This is a genomic window from Nocardioides anomalus (assembly GCF_011046535.1).
GTDB classification, from domain to species: Bacteria; Actinomycetota; Actinomycetes; order Propionibacteriales; family Nocardioidaceae; genus Nocardioides; species Nocardioides anomalus.
Genome location: NZ_CP049257.1, coordinates 2507607 through 2527861 on the forward strand (window position 1 = coordinate 2507607; position 20255 = coordinate 2527861).

Genomic DNA, 20255 nt, shown 5'->3' on the forward strand with positions numbered 1-20255 from the left:
TGGTGGAGTCCATCAGCCCCTGCCCTCCTGTTCTGGTGTCGGTCCTGCGGTCAGCTCTGGTCTTCCATGAGGCGTGAGCGAGAGGCGCTCGCGCAACTGCGTTTCGGCCTCGGCCTTGCCCTGGGCCACCTCGTCGCGGAACATGCGCGCGCCCACGGCCAGGCCGTTGAGCCGGTCCTGGACGCCGTCGACGGTGAACGCCTCGGCCACCCGGCGGCCACGGACCATCGCGTAGACCGCCGCCCCGGCTCCGGCGACGAACCAGAGCCCCCGGTTCATGCGGCGGTGCCCTCCCGCTGGCGAGCGGCCCACTCGCGGCGGAAGTCGCGCAGGTCCGCGCGGCGCTGCTTGCGCGAGCGCTTGACCTCCTGGCGCACGTGGAAGCGGATCCGGTTGCGGGTCTCGGGCGCGAGCGCGCGGCGTACGCCGTGCAGCAGCGACGCCGTCTGCACGACGGTCTCCTTGAGCAGCAGGTCGGCGAAGACCGGGGCCGGCACCGTGGGCGCCGGCGCGACCGGCTCCTCGGGCTCGCCGACCCGGGTGATCACGAACTGCGGCTGGGGCGCGGGGACCGGCTCGGCCGGCGCCGCCGGGGCCGCCGGCTCGGCCAGGGACCGCTCCAGGGTGCTCCTCAGGGTCCGCTCGAGCCCGCGCACCCGCCAGGCGAGCGCACCGACGAGCACGGCCAGCAGGCCGGTCGCGACGAGCAGCACCCAGACCATGGGAACCGACCCTACCTGCCGCGGATGATGCGGCGGACCCGCGCCCAGCGCTCCTTGATCGCCGCCTCGGCGCCGAGCTCGGTGGGCCGGTAGTACTCCGCGTCGGCGACCACGTCGGGGAGGTACTGCTGCTCGGCGATGCCGTACGGCGCGTCGTGGCTGTAGGTGTAGCTCGTGCCGTGGCCGACCTTCTTGGCGCCGTCGTAGTGCGCGTCGCGCAGGTGCGGCGGGACCGAGCCGATCCGGCCCGCGCGCACGTCGGCCTGGGCCGCACCGATCGCGGTGGTGACGGCATTGGACTTGGGGGCGACGGCCAGTGCGATGGTGGCCTGGGCCAGGTTGAGCCGCGCCTCGGGCATGCCGATGAGCTGCACGGCCTGGGCGGCGGCCACGGCCGTGGTCAGGGCGGTCGGGTCGGCCAGCCCGATGTCCTCGCTGGCCAGGATGACCAGGCGGCGGGCGATGAAGCGCGGGTCCTCTCCCGCCTCCATCATCCGGGCCAGGTAGTGCAGGGCCGCGTCGGCGTCGGAGCCGCGCACCGACTTGATGAAGGCGCTGGTCACGTCGTAGTGCTGGTCGCCCTGCCGGTCGTAGCGGACCGCGGCCTGGTCCACCGCGGTCTCGGCGGTGGCCAGGTCGATGGTCGTGCTGCCGCGAGCGGCCGCGGCGCCGGCGGCCGCCTCCAGGTAGGTCAGCGACCGCCGCGCGTCACCTCCGGCCAGCCGGACCAGGTGGTCGAGCGCCTCCGGCTCCGCGACGTACTCCCCCGCCAGCCCGCGCTCGTCCGCCAGCGCGTGGTCGAGCACCGCCCGGACGTCGTCGTCGGTCAGCGACTCCAGGCGCAGCAGCAGGCTGCGCGAGAGCAGCGGGGAGATGACCGAGAAGAACGGGTTCTCCGTGGTCGCCGCGACCAGGGTGACCCAGCGGTTCTCCACGCCGGGCAGCAGCGCGTCCTGCTGGGCCTTGGAGAAGCGGTGCACCTCGTCGACGAACAGCACGGTCTCGTGGCCGGTCGCCACCAGCTCGGCGCGGGCGGCGTCGATCGCGGCCCGCACCTCCTTGACCCCGGCCGAGACCGCCGAGACCTCGACGAAGCGGCGGTCGGTCTGCTGGCTCAGGATCGCCGCGATCGTGGTCTTGCCGGTGCCCGGCGGCCCCCACAGCAGCAGGGACATCGAGCGGTCGCCCTCGACCAGCTGCCGCAGCGGCGAGCCCGGGGACCGCAGCTGCTCCTGTCCGACCAGCTCCTCCAGGGTGCGCGGCCGCATCCGCACGGCCAGGGGCGCCGCGGCGTGCGTGACCGAGCTGAGCGACCCGCCACCCGTGGCCGCGGGCGCCCGCACGTCGAACAGCCCGTCGTCCACGTCCGGCAGCCTACGGACCGCCTCGGGTCAGCGGCCGGTCAGGCTCTTGGTCTGCAGGTCGTACCACTGGTCGCTGAAACCGGGACCACCCAGGACCGTCGGGTCCGTGGTGGCGCTGGTGTCGGCGTTGCCCTGGCCGTCGACGGCCAGCAGCGGCGCGGTCACCGGCTCGGCCGGGTGGTGGCCGATCTCGCCGGCGAAGTGGCAGGCCACCTTGTGGCGCGGCCCGATCTGGAGCAGCGGCGGCTCGACCTTGGCGCAGATCTCCTGCGCGATCGGGCAGCGGGTGCGGAACCGGCAGCCCGAGGGCGGGTTGATCGGGCTCGGCACGTCGCCGGTGAGGCGGATCCGCTCCCGGCGGCCGCCGACCTCGGCCTGCTTGACGTCGGGGACGGCGGACAGCAGCGCCTGCGTGTACGGGTGGTGCGCGTGGCTGTAGATGCTGTCGCGGTCGCCGATCTCCACGATCTTGCCGAGGTACATCACCGCGACCTCGGGACAGAAGTGCCGCACGATGGCCAGGTCGTGGGCGATGAAGAGGAAGGCGATCCCGAACTCCTTCTGCAGGTCCTGCAGGAGGTTGACCACCTGGGCCTGGATGGAGACGTCGAGCGCCGAGACCGGCTCGTCGGCCACCAGCAGCTTCGGCTGCAGGGTGAGCGCGCGGGCGATGCCGATGCGCTGGCGCTGACCACCGGAGAATTCGTGCGGGTAGCGGTTGTAGTGCTCGGGGTTGAGCCCCACGATCTCGAGCAGCTCCTGGACCCGGGAGAGCACCTGCTTCTTGGGGACGACCTTGTGGATCTCCAGGGGCGCCCCGACGATCGAGCCGACCGTGTGCCGTGGGTTCAGCGAGGTGTAGGGATCCTGGAAGATCATCTGGATCTCCCGGCGCAGCGGCTTGAGCCCGGAGCTCGACAGCTTGGCGATGTCCTGGCCGTCGAAGTCGATGCTCCCGGCCGTGGGCTCCAGCAGGCGGGTGACCAGGCGACCGGTCGTGGACTTGCCGCAGCCGGACTCGCCGACGAGCCCCAGAGAGCCGCCCTCGACGACCTCGAAGGACACGCCGTCGACGGCCTGGACCTGGCCGATGGTGCGCCGGACGACGCCGCCGGACTTCACGGGGAAGTACTTGCGCAGCTCCTCGACCCGCAGGATCGGCTTGGCGCCGACCGGGTTCTGGGTCATGGCGTGCGGCTCGAAGACCGCGCCGGGGTCGATGCCGAGCGGCTCGTCGGTGCCGTCGGTGCCGCCGGTGCCGGCGGCGTGGGCGCCGCTCGCGGTCGGCGTCTGGTTGGTCTCGGTCACGGGTCAGCTCCCCTGAGCCAGGTCGGGGGCGATCTCCACGAGGACTTCCTTCTCCCAGACCTCGTTGGGGTTCGCCAGGTGGCACGCCTTGAGGTGGCCCTCGCCGCGGTTGCCGGGCAGCAGCTCGGGCCGCGCGGTCCGGCACAGGTCGCCGGGCACCTTGTCGCGGTGGGCGCAGCGGGGGTGGAACGGGCAGCCGCTGGGCGGGTTGAGCAGGCTGGGCGGGTTGCCCGGGATCGGGATCAGTCGCGCGTCGGTGTCGCCGGTGACGTCCGGGACGCTGGAGAGCAGGCCCCAGGTGTAAGGCATCTCGGGGTGGGTGAGGAGCTCCTTGCACCGGCCGTACTCGACCGCGCGCCCGGCGTACATCACCAGCACGTCGTCGGCCATCTCGGCGACCACCCCGAGGTCGTGGGTGATGATGATGATCGCGGAGTCGAACTCCCGCTGCAGGTCCTGGAGCAGGTCGAGGATCTGCGCCTGCACGGTCACGTCGAGCGCCGTGGTCGGCTCGTCGGCGATGAGCAGCCCGGGGTTGTTGATCAGCCCCATCGCGATCATGGCGCGCTGGCGCATGCCGCCGGAGAACTGGTGCGGGTAGTCGTCGACGCGCCGGTCGGGCTGCGGGATGCCGACGCGGTCGAGCATCTCGATGGCGCGCGAGCGGGCGGCGCGCTTGCTGACGTCGTTGTGGACGGTGTAGGCCTCGGCGATCTGGTTGCCCACCGTGAAGTAGGGGTGCATCGCGGAGAGCGGGTCCTGGAAGATCATCGACACCTCCTTGCCGCGCCGCTTGCGCATCTCCTCGTCGCTGAGCGCGAGCAGGTCGGTGCCGTCGAGGACGATCCGGCCGCTGACCAGCGCGCTGGAGCCGCGGTGCAGCCCGAGGATGGCCGAGCTCGACACCGACTTGCCCGAGCCCGACTCGCCCACGATGCCCAGCGTCTTGCCGCGGGGCAGGACGAAGCTCAGCCCGTCGGTGGCCTTGACCACGCCGTCGGAGGTCGGGAAGTGCACCTTGAGGTCGTCGACGACCAGGAAGTCGTCCGCCCTCCCGGTCCTCGGGGTGCTCAGGCTGTTGTCGGTGTTGTTCGTGTCCGCCACGGGGTTCCTTCGCTCCTGGGTCGCTGCTGGTCTGCGTGCGGTCAGTTCAGCCGCACCCGCGGGTCGATGACGGCGTACAGCAGGTCGACGATGATGTTGGCGACGATGACGAAGAAGGCGAGCAGCAGGACCAGGCCCACCAGCGTGGGCAGGTCGAAGTCGGAGTTGGCGGCCACGGCGAGCTTGCCCATGCCGGGGTAGTTGAAGACCGACTCGGTGATGATCGCGCCGCCCATCAGCCCGGCGAAGTCCAGGCCGGCCATGGTCACGATCGGGGTGAGCGCCGCTCGCAGCGCGTGCTTGAACGTCACGGTCCGCTTGGGCAGCCCCTTGGCGCGCGCCGTGCGGACGTAGTCCTCCGAGAGCGACTCCAGGACGTAGGCCCGGGTCATGCGGACGTAGCCGGCCATGAAGAAGACCGCCAGCGTGATGGCCGGCAGGAGCAGGCTGCTCAGCCAGCCGGCGACGCCGCCGTCCGCGATGGTCGTGTACTGCGGGATGTCGGTCCAGCCCCACTTGATGGCCACGAACTTGTAGAGCAGCAGCCCGATGAAGAACGTCGGGAAGGCGTAGAGGACCAGGGACAGCCCGACCAGACCGCGGTCGATCACCGTCCCGCGTCTGAGCGCGGCGATGACGCCGAGCAGCACGCCGCCGACGATCCAGAAGATGAAGGCGACCATCGCGATCGACAGCGAGACCGGCATGGTCTGCTTGATCAGCGAGGTGACGGTCGCGGTGCGCTCACGCGAGTAGCCCAGGCAGGGCGCGTCGCAGTGGGCGATGGTCTCGGGTGCCTGCTCCCGGACCTTGGGGTCGTCGGGGAAGTCGCGGCCGGCGAAGACGCCCTTGGCGAACTTGCCCCACTGCTCGAAGAAGTTGTCGTCGTAGCCCAACGCCGCGGCGGTGACCTTCTTCTGGGCCTCGGAGCAGTTCTTGCCGCAGGCGAAGTTGGCCGGGTCGACCGGCGAGGCGAAGAACAACGCGAAGGTGACCAGGCTCATCACCACGATGAGCACCGCCCCTGCGATGAGGCGCCGAATGATGTAGGCGATCACGGCGGGCCTTCCTGTGCGTCTCGGAATGTACTCCACGTGCACCGACGGTCGGGGACCTCGCGGTCCCCGACCGTCGATGCGTTCACTGCTGGTGGTGCGTGGTGGTGCTGGTGCTCAGCTCTCCACGCCGATGAGGGCGAGGTCGGCGTAGCCGTTCACGTTGGAGTCGTTGACGTAGCCGGTCACCTTCGAGCCGTGCAGGAAGTTGAACAGCGTGATCTCCAGCGGGATGTAGGCGACGTCCTCGCCGAGCTTGGCGTCGAGGGCGGCCCACTTCTCGGCGGCGGCGTCGAGGTCCGACTGCGCGTAGGCGTCGTCGATCATCTGGTCCACCTCCGGACCACCCTTGTAGTTGCCGTAGTCGTTGCCGTTGGACGAGCCGGTGATGTTGATCCGGCTGTCGAACAGCGGCGGGATGACGGTGCCGATGGAGTTCCAGTCAGCACCCCAGCCGGCCCACGTGACGTCGAAGTCGGCGTCCGGCTTCTGGATGACGTCGTAGTAGGTGTCCTCCAGCGGGTCGAGCTCGGTCTGGAAGCCGGCGGCGTCCCAGGCCTCCTTCAGGGCCGAGGCCTGGTTGTCCGAGGTCGGCGTGCCACCGGAGTAGGTGAACTTGATCGCCACCGGCTTGGGCGCCGAGCACTCGTCCAGGGCCGCCTTGGCCGCGTCGGCGTCACCCTCGTCGGGGACGTCGGCGAAGGCCGGGTTCTCGGTGTAGCCGTCGACCGCGGGGTTGACCACGGAGTAGGCCGGCTTGAAGGCCTTGTCGCCACCACCGGCCTGGATCCAGGCCGCCTTGTCGGTCGCGAGCTTCAGCGCCTCGCGGCACTTCGGGTCGGAGAAGACCGGCGAGTTGAAGTTCGGCAGGACGTAGTCGACGTAGGGCGACTCGTACTGCGTGTAGCGGTCGCCCGCCTCCGGGATCCGGTCGTAGAACGTCGGCGGGATGCGCCGCTCGGTGACGCCGTACTGCGCGTCGCCGGAGTCGGCGAACATCTGCTCGTAGATCGCCTCGTCCTCGTCACCCTCGCGGAAGTCCCACTTGTCGGGGAGCGCCTTGCGGATGGTGTCGGTCGACTGGTCCCAGTTCTCGTTGCGGACGAACGTGCCGCCCGTGCCCTCGGTCCAGTCGCCCTCGAGCTTGTAGGGACCGTTGGAGATGATCGTGAAGTTGTTGGCGTCGCCCTTGTCGAGGTCCTGGCGGTAGGGGTCCAGGTAGCGCAGCTGCGCGATCGACAGCGGGAAGTCCGGCCACGGCTTCTTCATGTGGTAGGTGATCGTGTTGCCGTCGCAGGTGACGGCCTTGTCGAACAGCTCCTGGCCCTCACCGGTGTAGGGGCCCTTGTACTGCGACAGCCCGTCCTTGTCGGTCGGGATGTCGAGGTAGGTGAAGAGGTAGTTCGCCGGGCCACCGATGATCACGTCGGTGGCGAAGTTGCGGGACGCGCCGTACTTGAAGTCCTCGCAGGTGATCTGCTTGCCGTCCTCCCACTTCACGCCGTCCTTGACCGTGAACGACCACTGGGTGGCGTCCGCGTTGGGCGTGCCGGTGTCGGTGGCCAGGTCGGCGACCGGCGTCGGGTCGTCGTTGGCGGGCAGAGCGACGAGGCTGCGGTAGAACAGTCGGCCGGAGTTGTTCAGGTCGCGGCCGATGTACATGCGCTGGGGGTCCCAGTGCTCGGTGTTGCGGACACCGTTGAAGAAGATCGCGGTGCCGCCCTTGGTGCCCTCGGCGCTGCTGCCGCCCGAGCCTCCAGAGCCGCCGGAACCGCCGGATCCACTGTCGTCGTCACTGCCGCACGCGGCCAGCGAGACCGCAAGCGCTGCCGCCGCGAGCACGGCGAACGGCTTCTTGCTCATCTCCATTCGAACTTCTCCTATCTGTTGGTCGCGCCGGTGGTCCGGCACCTGCAGCGGCCTCCGGGTCACGGCGGCGCTGAGTCTGTGGTCGGGCGGGGCCCGGGTGGGTGGTGCTAGCGGTGGGTCTTGGGGTCGAGGGCGTCACGGGCGCCGTCGCCGACGAGGTTGAACACGACGACGGTCAGCGCCAGCACGAAGCCGGGCAGGAAGAAGAAGGTCGGGTCCGCGCTGGTGAAGCTGACCGAGTAGGCCAGGATGTTGCCCAGCGTCGGGGTCGGTGGCTTGATGCCCACGCCGAGGTAGCTGAAGGCGGCCTCGGCGGAGATGTAGGCCGGCACGAGCAGCGTGATGTAGACCAGGATCGGCGCCCAGACGTTGGGCAGCACCTCCTTGAAGTACATCCGGCTGCGCGACGCGCCCATCAGCTTGGCCGCCTCGATGTACTCCCGCTCCCGGATCGAGAGCACCTGGCCGCGGACCACGCGGGCCACGGGCGGCCAGCCGAACGCGGCGAGGATGAGGATCACGTAGAGACCGTTGGCGCGGTCGCGGTCGTGCAGCAGCCCGAACCCGGGCCAGTCCGCGACCGTGTCGCGCAGCAGGAACACCGCGGGCGCCGAGAGGGCCAGCAGCATCATCGTCTGCGGGAACGACAGCGTCAGGTCGATGAACCGGCCGATGGTGGCGTCCAGCAGCCCCTTGGAGAAGCCGGACATGATGCCGAGCGCCACGCCGATGATGACGGTGAGCAGGGTCCCGGTCAGCGCGATCCCGAGCGACCAGGTCATGGCCAGCATCAGCCGCGAGAGCAGGTCGCGCCCGGTCGAGGGCTCGATGCCGAGCGGGTGGTCCCAGCTGACGCCGCCGAAGCGGCCGGCCGGGTTGACGCCGGTGTCGCCCAGCAGGTCCTGGTGGAACTGGTTGGGGTTGAGCACGTCGACGGCCACCAGGATCGGCGCGGCGATCGCGCACAGCACGATGAGCACCGAGACCCAGAACGAGACCATCGAGAGCCGGTCGGACCGGAAGCGGGCCATGGCCAGCTGCATCGGCGAGCGGCCGGCGATCGCGCTGGTGCCTTCGTCCTCGGCGGTGACGACCGCGTCGTCGCTGCCAGTCGTCTCGAGGTCCGAAGTGAGCGACACCTGGTCTCCTCCTGGGCTGCGTCAAGGAGCCGTAGGCCCCACCGGCTCCGGAGACTCTATGTGCTCCGGGTCGCACCGCAAGTCGCGGCGCGGTAACGATCTGGTCTCGGGATGTGGACGCCGAGCGCTGCTCAGCGCTCCACCACCGAGCCCGAGCCGAGGTCCAGCCAGCGCGGGCCCCACCCGGGGTCGGAGGAGACCTCCCTGATCCGGTCGGCGCTCTCCTGCGTCTGCGCCGAGGCGCTCGCTCCGGGCTCCTCGGGGTAGAGCGGCGCCGTCACCGGCTGAGCCGGGTGGTGGCCGATCTCGCCGGCGAAGTGGCAGGCGACCTTCTGGCGCGGCCCGATCTGCATCAGCGGCGGCTCGTGGCGCGCGCAGATCTCCTGGGCCAGCTGGCACCGCGTGCGGAACCGGCAGCCCGAGGGCGGGTCGACCGGGCTCGGCACGTCACCGGTGAGCCGGATCCGCTCGCGGCGGCCCCCGATGGCGGCCTGCTTGACGTCCGGTACGGCGGACAGCAGCGCCTGGGTGTAGGGGTGCATCGCGCGGTGGTAGAGCGACTCACGGTCGGCGATCTCGACGATCTTGCCGAGGTACATCACCGCGACCTCGGGGCAGAAGTGCCGCACGATCGACAGGTCGTGGGCGATGAAGAGGAAGGCGATGCCGAACTCGCGCTGGACGTCCTGGAGCAGGTTGACCACCTGCGCCTGGATGGACACGTCCAGGGCCGAGACCGGCTCGTCGGCCACCAGCAGCTTGGGCTGCAGGGCCAGGGCCCGGGCGATGCCGATGCGCTGGCGCTGGCCGCCGGAGAACTCGTTGGGGTAGCGGTTGTAGTGCTCGGGGTTGAGGCCGACGACCTCGAGCAGCTCCTGCACCCGGGACAGCACCTTGTTGTCCGGGACCACCTTGTGCACCCGCAGCGGCACCCCGACGATCGTGCCGACCGTGTGGCGCGGGTTGAGCGAGCTGTAGGGGTCCTGGAAGATCATCTGCACCTCGCGGCGCAGCGGCAGCATCTGCTTCTTCGACAGCTTGGCCATGTCCTGGCCCTCGAAGAACATCTCCCCCGCGGTCGGGTCGTAGAGGCGGGTGATGACGCGCCCGGTCGTCGACTTGCCGCACCCGGACTCACCGACCAGGCCCAGGGCGCCGCCCTTGGGGACGGTGAACGAGACGCCGTCGACGGCCTGGACCTGACCGATGGTGCGGCGGATGACACCCGAGGAGTTCACCGGGAACCACTTGGTCAGGTTGCGGACCTCGAGGAGCGGCTCGCCCGTCCCGTTCTCGGGCAGCGGCAGGGCCGGTCGGTCGATGGGAGGCGTGGTCATGGCGTGTCTCCCTGCAGACCGTCCACCTGCTCGCGGAGCTCGGGCACGAGCTCCCCCGTCTCCGGGTCGATCAGGTCGGGCGCGGTCTCGGGCAGGACCTCCTTGAGGTAGATCTCGTCGGGGTTGACCAGGTGGCAGCGCTTGAGGTGGCCCGGCTGCGACGCCGTGGCCAGCTCGGGCAGCGTGGTGCGGCACAGGTCGCCCGGCACCTTGTCCACGTGCGGGCAGCGCGGGTGGAAGGCGCAGCCGTCCGGCGGGTTGAGCAGGCTCGGCGGGGTGCCCGGGATGGGGATCAGCCTCAGGCCCGTGTCGCCGGACAGGTCCGGCACGCTGGAGAGCAGGCCCCAGGTGTAGGGCATCTCGGGCAGCGTGAGGATCGACTTGGTCGGTCCGCTCTCCACCGCCCGCCCGCCGTACATCACGAGCACGTCGTCGGCGATCTCGGCGATGACGCCCAGGTCGTGGGTGATCATCACGATGGCCGAGCCGAACTCCTGCTGCAGGTCCTGGAGCAGGTCCAGGATCTGGGCCTGGACGGTGACGTCCAGCGCGGTGGTCGGCTCGTCGGCGATGAGCAGCTGCGGGTTGTTGGCCAGCGCCATCGCGATCATCGCGCGCTGGCGCATGCCGCCCGAGAACTGGTGCGGGAAGTCGTCGACCCGGCGCGAGGGCTGCGGGATGCCCACGCGCTCCAGCATGTCGATGGCGCGCGAGCGCGCCTCGCGCTTGGAGACGTCGTTGTGCAGGCGCACGGCCTCCGAGATCTGCTTGCCGATCGAGTAGAAGGGGTGCAGGGCGGTGAGCGGGTCCTGGAAGATCATCGCGACGTCCTTGCCACGCATCTGCCGCATGGTCGTCGCGTCCGCGCCGATCACCTCGGTGCCGCCGACCTTGATCGAGCCGGACAGCCGCGTCGAGCGGGGCTCGTGCAGTCCGAGCACGGCCATGGACGAGACCGACTTGCCCGAGCCGGACTCCCCGACGATGCCGAGGGTCTTGCCCTTGCGGACCGAGTAGCTCAGGTCGCTGACCGCCTGGACCAGGCCGTCGTGGGTCGGGAACTGCACGGTGAGGTTCTCGACGACGAGGTAGGGCTCGTCGGTGCCCGAGGTGTCGCGGCCGGACTCCAGGGAGCCCGGCGAGGAGGTCGCGCTCATGCCAGCCTCACCCGGGGGTCGATGACGGCGTAGAGGAGATCGACGATCAGGTTGGCGATCACGATGATGACCGCGGCCACCAGCACGGTGGCCGAGACCACCGGGAAGTCCGTGGGTGAGCGGAGCGCGTTGATCCCCCACCGGCCGATCCCGTCGATGCCGAAGATCTGCTCGGTGAAGACCGTGCCCGTCAGCAGGAACGCGAAGTCGAGGCCGAAGATCGTCACGATGGGCACGATCGCAGCGCGCAGCGCGTGGCGCACGACCACCCCCCTCTGGGAGACGCCCTTGGCGACCGCGGTCCGCACGTAGTCCTCCCCCATCGTCTCGATCATCTGGCCGCGGGAGTACCGCGCGTACGCCGTGGAGGAGGTCAGCCCGATGACCAGCCAGGGCAGGGACAGTCCGGTGAACCAGTGCACCGGGTCCGAGGTCAGCGGGTGGTAGGAGGTGTCCTGGATCAGCTTCCACTGCAGGGACACGTAGATCCACACCAGCAGCGCGATGACGTAGTAGGGCACCGCGGAGACGAACACGCTGAAGCCCACCAGCCCCCGGTCCACCCAGGTCCCGCGTCTGCGCGCGGCGATGGTGCCGAGCAGCACGCCGAGGACGAGGTAGATCGAGGCGCCGCCGACGGCGATGGAGATCGTGGCGGGGAACTTCTCGAACAGCTCGTCGGTGACCTGTCCGCGGCTGCGGTAGGAGATCCCCAGGCAGGGCGCGTCGCAGGTGTAGGTGGCGCCGAAGTCGATCTCGCGCGAGTGGAAGATGCCGCCGGCCCAGATGCCGTACTGGTGCACGACCGAGTCGTTGAGCCCGAGCTGCTCGGTGAGCAGCGCGAGCTTCTCCTGGGTGCACTTGCCGTTGAGGTCGCACAGCGGCTGGGCCGGGTTGCTGGGGCCCTTGAAGAAGAGCAGGAAGACGATCATGGACGTCAGCACGACGACCAGAGCCGCCGACATGAGCCGGCGCACGATGTAGCCGAACAAACCGGGAGCCTCCGTCTGGTGGGCTGGGGACCCGGTGCCGGGGCGGACCGCGGAGGTCCGCCCCGGCGCCGAGCCGTGTGGGTGTCAGCGCACGGGCATCAGCCCGCGGTGTTCACCCAGATGTCGCGGAAGGTCGGCATGCCCAGCGTGTTGTCGATGTTCATGCCCTCGATCTGCGAGCCGTGCATCTGCGCCACACCGCCGTAGTAGCGGGGGACGACTGGCAGGTAGGTCGACATGATCTCCTGCTCGAGGTCGTTCCACGCCTTCGGCTGCTCCTCGGCCGGCAGCTCGAACACCGCGTTGATCTTGGCGTCGACGTCCGGGTTGTTGAAGGCCGCCTCGTTGGTGCCGAAGCCCACCTCGTTGAGGTCGGTGGACTGGAAGATCGGCGGGATCCAGGTCGCGCCCGACGGCCAGTCCGAGCACCAGCCGTAGCTGCGCAGGTTGATGTCGCCGTTCACGTCGTCGCGGTCCGCGACCGACTTGGCCAGCGTGGTCGCCACGGGCGTGGCCTTGAAGCCGGCCGCCTCGAGACCCTTGACCAGGGTGTCCTTGCTCGAGACCGAGCTGTCGGAGTCGGTCGAGAACAGGAACTTGACCTCGTAGCCCAAATTGCCGCTGTCCGTCAGGATCTGCTTGGCCTTGGCGGCGTCGGTCTCGAACGCACCGTGACCCTCGACCGGGTCGTAGGCCTCACGGCCGGGGACGCCCGGGGGCATGAGGTTCTGGGTCGCGACCGCGGTCACGTCGGGGATCAGGCCGCTGGCGCGGATCTGGTCCTCGTAGGGGATCGCCCAGGTCAGCGCCTCGGCGACCGACTTGTCCTGCACCTTGCGCTGGTCGACGGCGTAGAAGTACGTGCAGGGCTGACCGCCGATGACCAGGCGGTTGGTGTCGGTGGCCTTGCGGTAGTTCTGCGCGAGCACGTCGTTGTAGCTGATGGTGCTCTTGCCGTCACCGGAGTCGGCCAGCATGATCTGGTCGATCTGGGTGTCCTGGCCGCCGACCTTGAAGACGTAGCTGTCCGGGTAGGCCGTGCGCGCCGGGTCGGTGTTGGCGTCCCACTGGTCGTTGCGGACCAGGGTCATCGACTTGCCGACGGTGTACTGCGAGATCTTGTACGGGCCGGTCGACAGCGGGTGCTGGGCGTACTTCGCCGGGTCGCTGACCGCCGGGTCCGTCGGGATCGGGCCCATCGCCGGGAACGAGGCGTAGTAGGGGAAGTCCGGGAACGGCTTGCTCATCTTGATGGTGACGGTGTTGCCGTCCACCGAGATCGCGTCGGACTTGGCGCCCTTGCCGGTGTAGGGGCCCTTGTAGGTGTCGCCACCCAGGAAGTAGGGGTTGCTGTAGTAGAGCCCCGGGCCGTTCGGGAAGGTCTTGTTGTCCATCGAGCGCTCGATGCCGAAGGCGACCTCGTCGGCGGTGACCGGGTCGCCGGTCTCCCACTTGATGCCGTCGCGCAGCGTGAACTTCCACTCGGTGAAGTCGTCGTTCGGCGTGCCCAGGTCGGTGGCGAGGTCGGGGACCAGGACCATCTGACCGGTCTTGTCGTCGTAGTCGTACTGCGTGAGGGAGCGCGTGACCAGCGACGTCATGATCGAGTTGGTGTCGGTGTAGTAGAGGTCCGACGGGTCGATCGGCGTGGTCAGGCCGGCCGTGGACAGCACGGTGACCGTGCCGCCCTCCTTGGCGCCGTCGATGGTGGCCGGGCCCTCGCGGGTCGGGTCCTGGCCGTCACCGGTGTTGCCGAGGTTCTCGGTGTCGACCGAGCCCTTGGCGTCACCGCCGCCGCCGTTGTCGTCGTCGCCACCGCCGCCACAGGCGGCGAGGACGAGCAGGCTGGCTGTGGCCAGCGCCACCGCCGATCTCTTCAGGCGCATCGCCTTGGTTCCCTTTCGTAGATGGTGCATCTGTGCCGCGGGCGCTGGGGCGTTCAGCGGCGGGTCCTCGGGTCGAACGCGTCGCGCACGCTGTCACCGAGGAGGTTCAAGGAGAGGGTCAGCAGCGTGATCGCGCCGACCGGCAGCCACAGGTAGAGCCCGTAGTCCGCGTAGTACGGGGTGGCGTCGGAGACCATCTTGCCCAGCGAGGGTGTCCCGGTGAGCCCCAGCCCGAGGAAGGACAGGCCGGCCTCGGCGGCCACGAAGCCGGGCAGGCCGAGCGAGATCGAGACCACGATCGGCGCGACCAGGTTGGGCAGCAGCTCCTTGAACAGGATCTGCCGGGTCGGCACGCCGATGACCTCGGCGGCCAGGATGAACTCGCGCTCGCGCAGCGAGAGGACCTGACCGCGGATCAGCCGGGCCAGACCCATCCAGCCGAAGATCACCAGGATGCTGATGAGGGTGATCAGCTGCGCCCGGGCCAGCTTGTCGAGGTCGCGGGTGAAGCGCGAGACGATGATCGGCGCCAGGGCGAGCATCCCCAGCAGGTAGGGGAAGGCCAGGAACAGGTCGGTCACGAACGAGATGACCCGGTCCAGCCAGCCGCGCGAGAAGCCGGCCATCAGGCCGAGGACGACGCCCACGAAGGTCGAGATGATCGTCGCCGAGAAGGCCACGAGCAGCGAGGTGCGCAGCCCGTAGACGAGGTAGGCGAGGTTGTCGTAGCCCACCTTGGGCGCCACGCCGAGGGGGTGGCTCCAGGTGAAGGGGTGGAACGGCGGGCCGACGCTCGGGAAGCCGTCGAAGTCGACGACCTCGCTGACGTTGGGGGCGTTGGGGTCGCTGATGTCCCAGTAGATGTGGAACGCGCGGGTGATGAGCGGCGCGCACACCGCGACCACGATCAGGAAGACCAGGACGATCCCGCAGACCACCGCGACCTTGTCCTTGCGCAGCCGCGCGAAGGCGATCTGCGTGGGCGACTTGCCGGCGATCTCCTTGCCGGGAGTGGCGGTGTCCTCGACCGCGTCGTCGTGGGCGAGCGCTGTCTGCTGCCCGACCATCTCTCCAGGGTCAAGAGTCACAGCCACCTCCAGTCGAGACGCTCCCGAGCGCCGGTCACGCGGGTGAACAACCCGGGCGACGATAATCCACTTGACAACAGATCCGGCGCCTCGAGCAGGTAACAATCTCGTCTCGGCCCGCGGGACGACCTCAGGCGGGCGTCGGGGTCTCCTGGACGTCTTCCTCCGCAACGGCGTCCACACCGGCTTCCTTGCGCTGCTCCGGGGTGATCGGCGCCGGGGCTGCGGTGAGCGGGTCGACGCCGCCGCCGGACTTGGGGAAGGCGATCACCTCGCGGATGGAGTCCACCCCGGCCAGGAGCGCGGTGATGCGGTCCCAGCCGAAGGCGATGCCGCCGTGCGGCGGCGCGCCGTAGGTGAAGGCGTCGAGCAGGAAGCCGAACTTCTCCTGCGCCTCCGCCTCCTCGAGGCCCATCACCGCGAAGACGCGCTTCTGCACGTCCTGGCGGTGGATGCGGATGGAGCCGCCGCCGATCTCGTTGCCGTTGCAGACGATGTCGTAGGCCCAGGCCAGGGCGTTGCCGGGGTCGGTGTCGAAGGTCTCGAGGTCCTGCGGCGAGGTGAAGGCGTGGTGCACCGCGGTCCAGGCGCCGCGTCCCACGGCCACGTCACCGGCGGCGGTGGCGTCGTCGGCCGGCTCGAACAGCGGCGCGTCGACGACCCACAAGAAGCTCCAGGCGTCCTCGTCGATGAGCCCGCCGCGCCGGCCGATCTCCAGGCGGGCCGCGCCGAGCAGGGCCCGGCTGGGCTTGGGCAGGCCCGCAGCGAAGAACACGCAGTCCCCGGGCTGGGCGCCGACGTGCGCGGCCAGGCCGGCCTTCTCCTCGTCGGACAGGTTCTTGGCCACCGGGCCGCCGAGCTCGCCGTCGTCCTGGACCAGCACGTAGGCCAGGCCGCGCGCCCCGCGCTGCTTGGCCCACTCCTGCCAGGCGTCGAGCTGCTTGCGCGGCTGGCTCGCGCCGCCGGGCATGACCACCGCGCCGACGTACGGCGCCTGGAATACCCGGAAGGGCGTGTCCTGGAAGTACTCGGTGCACTCGACGAGCTCCAGACCCATGCGCAGGTCGGGCTTGTCGGTGCCGTAGCGCGCCATCGCCTCGGCGTAGGTCATCCGCGGCAGCGGCGTGGGCACGTCGTGGCCCACGAGGGCCCAGAGCGCCGTCAGCACGTCCTCGGCCACCGCGAGCACGTCGTCCTGCTCGACGAAGCTCATCTCGATGTCGAGCTGGGTGAACTCCGGCTGGCGGTCGGCGCGGAAGTCCTCGTCGCGGTAGCAGCGCGCGATCTGGAAGTAGCGCTCCATGCCCGCGACCATGAGCAGCTGCTTGAACAGCTGCGGGCTCTGCGGCAGGGCGTACCAGCTGCCGGGCTTCAGCCGCGCCGGCACCAGGAAGTCGCGGGCCCCCTCGGGCGTCGAGCGGGTCAGCGTCGGCGTCTCGACCTCGACGAAGCCGTGGTCGTCGAGCACGTCGCGGGCGGCCTTGTTGACCTGGCTGCGCAACCGCAGCGCGTGGTTGGGCCCGGAGCGCCGCAGGTCGAGGTAGCGGTACTTCAGCCGCGCCTCCTCCCCCACCTCGATGTGGTCGGAGATCGGGAACGGCAGCGGCGCCGCGGTGCTGAGCACCTCGACCTCGGTGGCCACGACCTCGACGTCGCCGGTGGCGAGGTTGGGGTTCTGGTTGCCCTCGCGGCGCAGCGTCACCTCGCCCACGACCTTGAGGCAGAACTCGGCACGGAGCTGGTGCGCGACGGCCTCGTCGCGGATCACCACCTGCACGACGCCGCTGGCCTCGCGCAGGTCGATGAAGGCCACGCCGCCGTGGTCGCGCCGGTGGGCCACCCACCCGGCGAGCGTGACGGTCTGCCCCGCGTCCTCGGCACGCAACGAGCCGGCGTCATGGGTGCGGATCACTGCACTATCTCCTCTGTGGCTGGCGTCCAGCTGTCTGCGTCCGCGGCGACCTGGTCGCCGCTGCGGATGTCCTTGACCTCGTGGCTGTCCGGGAACCAGACGTACGGGATGCCCCGCCGCTCGGCGTACCGGATCTGCTTGCCGAACCTCTGCGCCGACGCGGCCACCTCGGTGGCGATGCCGCGACGGCGCAGGGCGGTCGCGACCGCGTCGCTGGCCGGGCGCGACTCCTCGTCGACGAGCGCGACGAGCACCTGGCTGGGCACCTTGGGGCCCGGGGCCAGGACGCCGTCGGCGAAGAGCGGGATGAGGGCGCGGGAGACGCCGAAGCTCACACCCACGCCGGGGTACGTCGTGCGCCCGTCGCTGGCCAGCGCGTCGTAGCGCCCGCCGCCGCCGACCGACTTGAGCCGCTCGTAGCCGGCCATGAAGACCTCGAGCACGGTGCCGGTGTAGTAGTCCAGGCCGCGGGCGATGCGCAGGTTGGCCTCGAGCCTCACGTGGCCGTTGACGGCGTCCTGGCAGCCCGCGACCACCGCGGCCAGCTCGGCCAGGCCCGTCTCGAGCAACTCGTCCTCGACGCCGAGCGCGCGGACCCGCTCCACGAAGGAGGTGTCGGGGACCCGGATGGTGGCCAGCTCGAGGCAGCGGTCGGCCTGCGCCTCGGTGGCGCCGGCCTCGCTGACCAGGAGCGCCTTGACCGCGTCGGCCGGCTGCTTGTCCAGCTTGTCGATCTGGCGGATGGCCGCGGTGACGTCGGGGATGCCCAGGCCGCGGTAGAACCCTTGGATCAGCTTGCGGTTGTTGACCTGGAAGGAGAGGTCCGGCAGCGGCAGCGCGTCGAGCGCCTCGAGCATCACCCGGACCACCTCGACGTCGTGGTGGAAGGGCAGCTCGTCGCGGCCGACCACGTCGATGTCGGCCTGCGTGAACTGGCGGTAGCGGCCCTCCTGGGGTCGCTCACCGCGCCAGGCCGGCTGGATCTGGAAGCGGCGGAACGGGAACTCCAGCTTGCCGCTGTGCTCGAGGACGTAGCGGGCGAACGGCACGGTGAGGTCGAAGTGCAGGCCGATGCCCGCGTCGCCAGCGCCCTCGTCGGCCTGGAGCCGGCGCAGGGCGTAGATCTCCTTGTCGACCTCCCCGCCCTTGGCCAGCCGGTCCAGCGGCTCGACGGCGCGGGTCTCGATGTTGGTGAAGCCGTGCAGCTCGAAGCTGCGCGACAGGCTCGCGATGACCCGCCGCTCGACGGCGCGCTGCTCGGGCAGCAGCTCGGGGAACCCGCTCAGCGGGGTCGGCTTGTCGCTCATCTGCTCAGAGGTCCTGCAGGAAGGGGTTGGTGGCCCGCTCGCGCCCGATGGTGGTCTGCTCGCCGTGTCCGGGCAGGACCACCACGTCGTCGGCCAGCGGCAGCACCTTGGTGGCCAGGCTGCGCAGCATGGCCGGGTGGTCGCCACCGGGCAGGTCGGTGCGCCCGATCGAGCCGGCGAAGAGCAGGTCGCCCGCGAACATGACCTCGGAGACGTCGTCCAGGTCGGGGTACGGCGAGCGGAAGGTCACCGACCCGCGGGTGTGGCCCGGCGTGTGGTCGACCACGAAGCGCACCCCGGCCAGCTCGAGCTCCTGGAGGTCGTCGAGCTCGCGGACGTCGTCGGGCTCCTCCCACGAGTAGTCGCCGCCCAGCATCATCCGAGCGGTCTCCGGCGACATGCCCGAGAGCGGGTCGGAGAGCAGGTGCCGGTCGTCGGGGTGGACCCAGGCGGTCGCGTCGTAGCCGCCGGCGACCGGCGCGACGCAGAACATGTGGTCGACGTGGCCGTGGGTGACCAGCACGCTGACCGGCTTGAGCCGGTGCTCCTCGACCACCCGCGCGACGCCGTCGGTGGCCTCCATGCCCGGGTCGATGACCACGCACTCCGAGCCGGGAGCCGTCGCCACGACGTAGCAGTTGGTCCCCCACGGACCCGCGGGGAAGGCGGCGATCAGCACCGGTCAACCCTATCGGTGGGCAGGCAACAGGTTGGCATCGGTTCGCGGCCGGGCGGTGGTCACGTCGACGGCGTTGACTACCATGCGGCAGTGATGAGCCAGGGGTCGGTCCACGAGTGGGGTCGCGTCGACGAGGACGGCAACGTCTTCGTCCGCACCGCCGACGGCGAGCGCTCGGTCGGGCAGTACCCCGCGGGCACCCCGGACGAGGCGTTGGCCTTCTTCACCGAGCGCTTCGCGGCCCTCGCCTTCGAGGTCGAGCTGCTCGAGCGCCGCGTGCGCACCGGCGTGATGTCGCCCGAGGAGGCCACCGAGTCGGTCAAGACGGTGCGCGCCCAGGTGACCGACGCCAACGCGGTCGGCGACCTGGCCTCGCTGTCGGCCCGCCTCGACGCGCTGGCCCCGGTCATCGAGGAGCAGCGCGAGAGCCGCAAGGCCGAGCGCGCCCAGAAGTCGGCCGAGGCCAAGCAGGCCAAGGAGAGGCTCGTCGGCGAGGCCGAGAAGATCGCCGAGGGCAGCGACTGGCGCGCCGGCGCCAACCGGCTGCGGTCGCTGCTCGACGAGTGGAAGGCGCTCCCCCGCATCGACCGCGCCTCGGACGACGCCCTGTGGCGGCGCTTCAGCAGCGCGCGCACGGCCTACACCCGCCGGCGCAAGGCGCACTTCTCCGAGCAGAGCGAGAAGCGCGACGCCGCCCGCTCGGTCAAGGAGCGGCTGGTCAAGGAGGCCGAGGCGATCTCCGGCTCCACCGAGTGGGGTCCGACCGCCGGGCGCTACCGCGACCTGATGCGCCAGTGGAAGGCCGCCGGCCCCGCCCCGCGCGACGTCGACGAGGAGCTCTGGCGCCGGTTCCGGGCCGCCCAGGACCACTTCTTCGGCGCCCGCGACGAGACCAACGCCGCCCTCGACGCGGAGTACGCCGCCAACGCCGAGGTCAAGGAGCGCCTCCTGGTCGAGGCCGAGGCCCTGGTCCCGGTCACCGACCTCGAGGCCGCCAAGAAGGCGCTGCGCGACCTCGGCGAGAAGTGGGAGGCCGCCGGCAAGGTCCCGCGCGACCGGATCAAGGAGCTCGAGGGCCGGATGCGCGCCGTCGAGCAGGCCGTGCGCCAGCTCGAGGACGAGCAGTGGCGCAAGTCCGACCCGGAGAAGTCCGCCCGCGCCGACGGCATGGTGGCCCAGCTCGAGTCCGCCATCGCCCAGGTGCAGGCCGACCTGGACAAGGCCCGCGCGGCCGGCAACGACAAGAAGGTGCGCGAGCTCGAGGAGAACCTCGCCTCGCGCCAGTCCTTCCTGGACATGGCCCGCAAGGTCTCCGCCGACTACAGCTGAGGCTTCG

The 20255-nt window shown here is 70.4% G+C and carries 17 protein-coding genes; 1 reads left to right on the forward strand and 16 read right to left on the reverse strand.

All coding sequences use genetic code 11. The features are described from left to right. Positions 1-12: 12 nt before the first annotated feature. The 16 genes from G5V58_RS12660 to G5V58_RS12735 all read right to left on the reverse strand — a co-directional run bounded on the left by G5V58_RS12660 (position 13) and on the right by G5V58_RS12735 (position 18919). Positions 13-279, reverse strand: a complete 267-nt coding sequence (locus G5V58_RS12660; protein ID WP_165233141.1) for a DUF6167 family protein — start codon at positions 277-279, stop codon at positions 13-15. Continuing rightward, on the reverse strand, positions 276-722 hold the full coding sequence (locus G5V58_RS12665; protein ID WP_165233143.1) for a hypothetical protein: 447 nt from the start codon (positions 720-722) through the stop codon (positions 276-278). Before G5V58_RS12665 ends, G5V58_RS12660 begins: the two co-directional genes overlap by 4 nt. 11 nt (positions 723-733) lie before the next feature. Beyond that, positions 734-2086: a replication-associated recombination protein A gene (locus G5V58_RS12670; protein WP_230487307.1), complete on the reverse strand. Its 1353-nt coding sequence runs from the start codon at positions 2084-2086 to the stop codon at positions 734-736. A 27-nt stretch (positions 2087-2113) separates the two neighbouring features. After that, positions 2114-3274, reverse strand: coding sequence for an ABC transporter ATP-binding protein (locus G5V58_RS12675; protein ID WP_165239041.1), 1161 nt, complete (start codon positions 3272-3274; stop codon positions 2114-2116). 123 nt (positions 3275-3397) lie between these two features. Next, the gene (locus tag G5V58_RS12680; RefSeq protein ID WP_230487353.1) at positions 3398-4468 is read right to left on the reverse strand and encodes an ABC transporter ATP-binding protein; all 1071 of its coding nucleotides are present in this window, start codon (positions 4466-4468) and stop codon (positions 3398-3400) included. Positions 4469-4539: 71 nt separating this feature from the next. Then, a complete protein-coding gene (locus tag G5V58_RS12685; RefSeq protein ID WP_165233149.1) occupies positions 4540-5556 on the reverse strand; it encodes an ABC transporter permease in 1017 nt (338 codons plus the stop codon). A gap of 114 nt (positions 5557-5670) precedes the next feature. Continuing rightward, the gene (locus tag G5V58_RS12690; protein WP_230487308.1) at positions 5671-7416 is read right to left on the reverse strand and encodes an ABC transporter substrate-binding protein; all 1746 of its coding nucleotides are present in this window, start codon (positions 7414-7416) and stop codon (positions 5671-5673) included. Between the two features lie 113 nt (positions 7417-7529). Continuing rightward, a complete protein-coding gene (locus tag G5V58_RS12695; RefSeq protein WP_230487309.1) occupies positions 7530-8561 on the reverse strand; it encodes an ABC transporter permease in 1032 nt (343 codons plus the stop codon). Between the two features lie 131 nt (positions 8562-8692). Beyond that, entirely contained in the window at positions 8693-9898 is a 1206-nt protein-coding gene (locus G5V58_RS12700; protein WP_165233155.1) for an ABC transporter ATP-binding protein, read from the reverse strand. Continuing rightward, entirely contained in the window at positions 9895-11055 is a 1161-nt protein-coding gene (locus G5V58_RS12705; protein WP_165233158.1) for an ABC transporter ATP-binding protein, read from the reverse strand. The genes G5V58_RS12700 and G5V58_RS12705 overlap by 4 nt, the downstream gene beginning before the upstream one ends. Next, a complete protein-coding gene (locus G5V58_RS12710; RefSeq protein WP_165233161.1) occupies positions 11052-12047 on the reverse strand; it encodes an ABC transporter permease in 996 nt (331 codons plus the stop codon). Before G5V58_RS12710 ends, G5V58_RS12705 begins: the two co-directional genes overlap by 4 nt. 98 nt (positions 12048-12145) lie before the next feature. Next, entirely contained in the window at positions 12146-13912 is a 1767-nt protein-coding gene (locus tag G5V58_RS12715) for an ABC transporter substrate-binding protein (protein ID WP_165233164.1), read from the reverse strand. Positions 13913-13986: 74 nt separating this feature from the next. Further along, positions 13987-15000 (reverse strand): ABC transporter permease, encoded by a 1014-nt coding sequence (locus G5V58_RS12720; RefSeq protein WP_165233166.1) that lies wholly within the window; start codon positions 14998-15000, stop codon positions 13987-13989. 151 nt (positions 15001-15151) lie between these two features. Further along, the gene (gene aspS, locus G5V58_RS12725) at positions 15152-16933 is read right to left on the reverse strand and encodes an aspartate--tRNA ligase (protein WP_165233168.1); all 1782 of its coding nucleotides are present in this window, start codon (positions 16931-16933) and stop codon (positions 15152-15154) included. Further along, complete coding sequence (hisS, locus tag G5V58_RS12730; RefSeq protein WP_165233170.1) at positions 16930-18240, reverse strand: histidine--tRNA ligase; 1311 nt, start codon at positions 18238-18240, stop codon at positions 16930-16932. The genes aspS and hisS overlap by 4 nt, the downstream gene beginning before the upstream one ends. 4 nt (positions 18241-18244) lie before the next feature. Further along, positions 18245-18919, reverse strand: a complete 675-nt coding sequence (locus G5V58_RS12735; protein WP_165233173.1) for an MBL fold metallo-hydrolase — start codon at positions 18917-18919, stop codon at positions 18245-18247. A 93-nt stretch (positions 18920-19012) separates the two neighbouring features. Between G5V58_RS12735 and G5V58_RS12740 the strand changes: the two genes are divergently transcribed. After that, positions 19013-20248, forward strand: a complete 1236-nt coding sequence (locus G5V58_RS12740) for a DUF349 domain-containing protein (RefSeq protein ID WP_165233176.1) — start codon at positions 19013-19015, stop codon at positions 20246-20248. Positions 20249-20255: the final 7 nt, after the last annotated feature.

Coding starts and splice junctions, on each gene's coding strand:
- G5V58_RS12675 (WP_165239041.1), bottom strand. CDS start 3,274: ATGACCCAGAACCCGGTCGGCGCCAAGCCGATCCTGCGGGTCGAGGAG.
- hisS (WP_165233170.1), bottom strand. CDS start 18,240: ATGAGCGACAAGCCGACCCCGCTGAGCGGGTTCCCCGAGCTGCTGCCC.
- G5V58_RS12700 (WP_165233155.1), bottom strand. CDS start 9,898: ATGACCACGCCTCCCATCGACCGACCGGCCCTGCCGCTGCCCGAGAAC.
- G5V58_RS12705 (WP_165233158.1), bottom strand. CDS start 11,055: ATGAGCGCGACCTCCTCGCCGGGCTCCCTGGAGTCCGGCCGCGACACC.
- G5V58_RS12720 (WP_165233166.1), bottom strand. CDS start 15,000: ATGGTCGGGCAGCAGACAGCGCTCGCCCACGACGACGCGGTCGAGGAC.
- G5V58_RS12740 (WP_165233176.1), top strand. CDS start 19,013: ATGAGCCAGGGGTCGGTCCACGAGTGGGGTCGCGTCGACGAGGACGGC.
- G5V58_RS12690 (WP_230487308.1), bottom strand. CDS start 7,416: ATGAGCAAGAAGCCGTTCGCCGTGCTCGCGGCGGCAGCGCTTGCGGTC.
- G5V58_RS12660 (WP_165233141.1), bottom strand. CDS start 279: ATGAACCGGGGGCTCTGGTTCGTCGCCGGAGCCGGGGCGGCGGTCTAC.
- G5V58_RS12665 (WP_165233143.1), bottom strand. CDS start 722: ATGGTCTGGGTGCTGCTCGTCGCGACCGGCCTGCTGGCCGTGCTCGTC.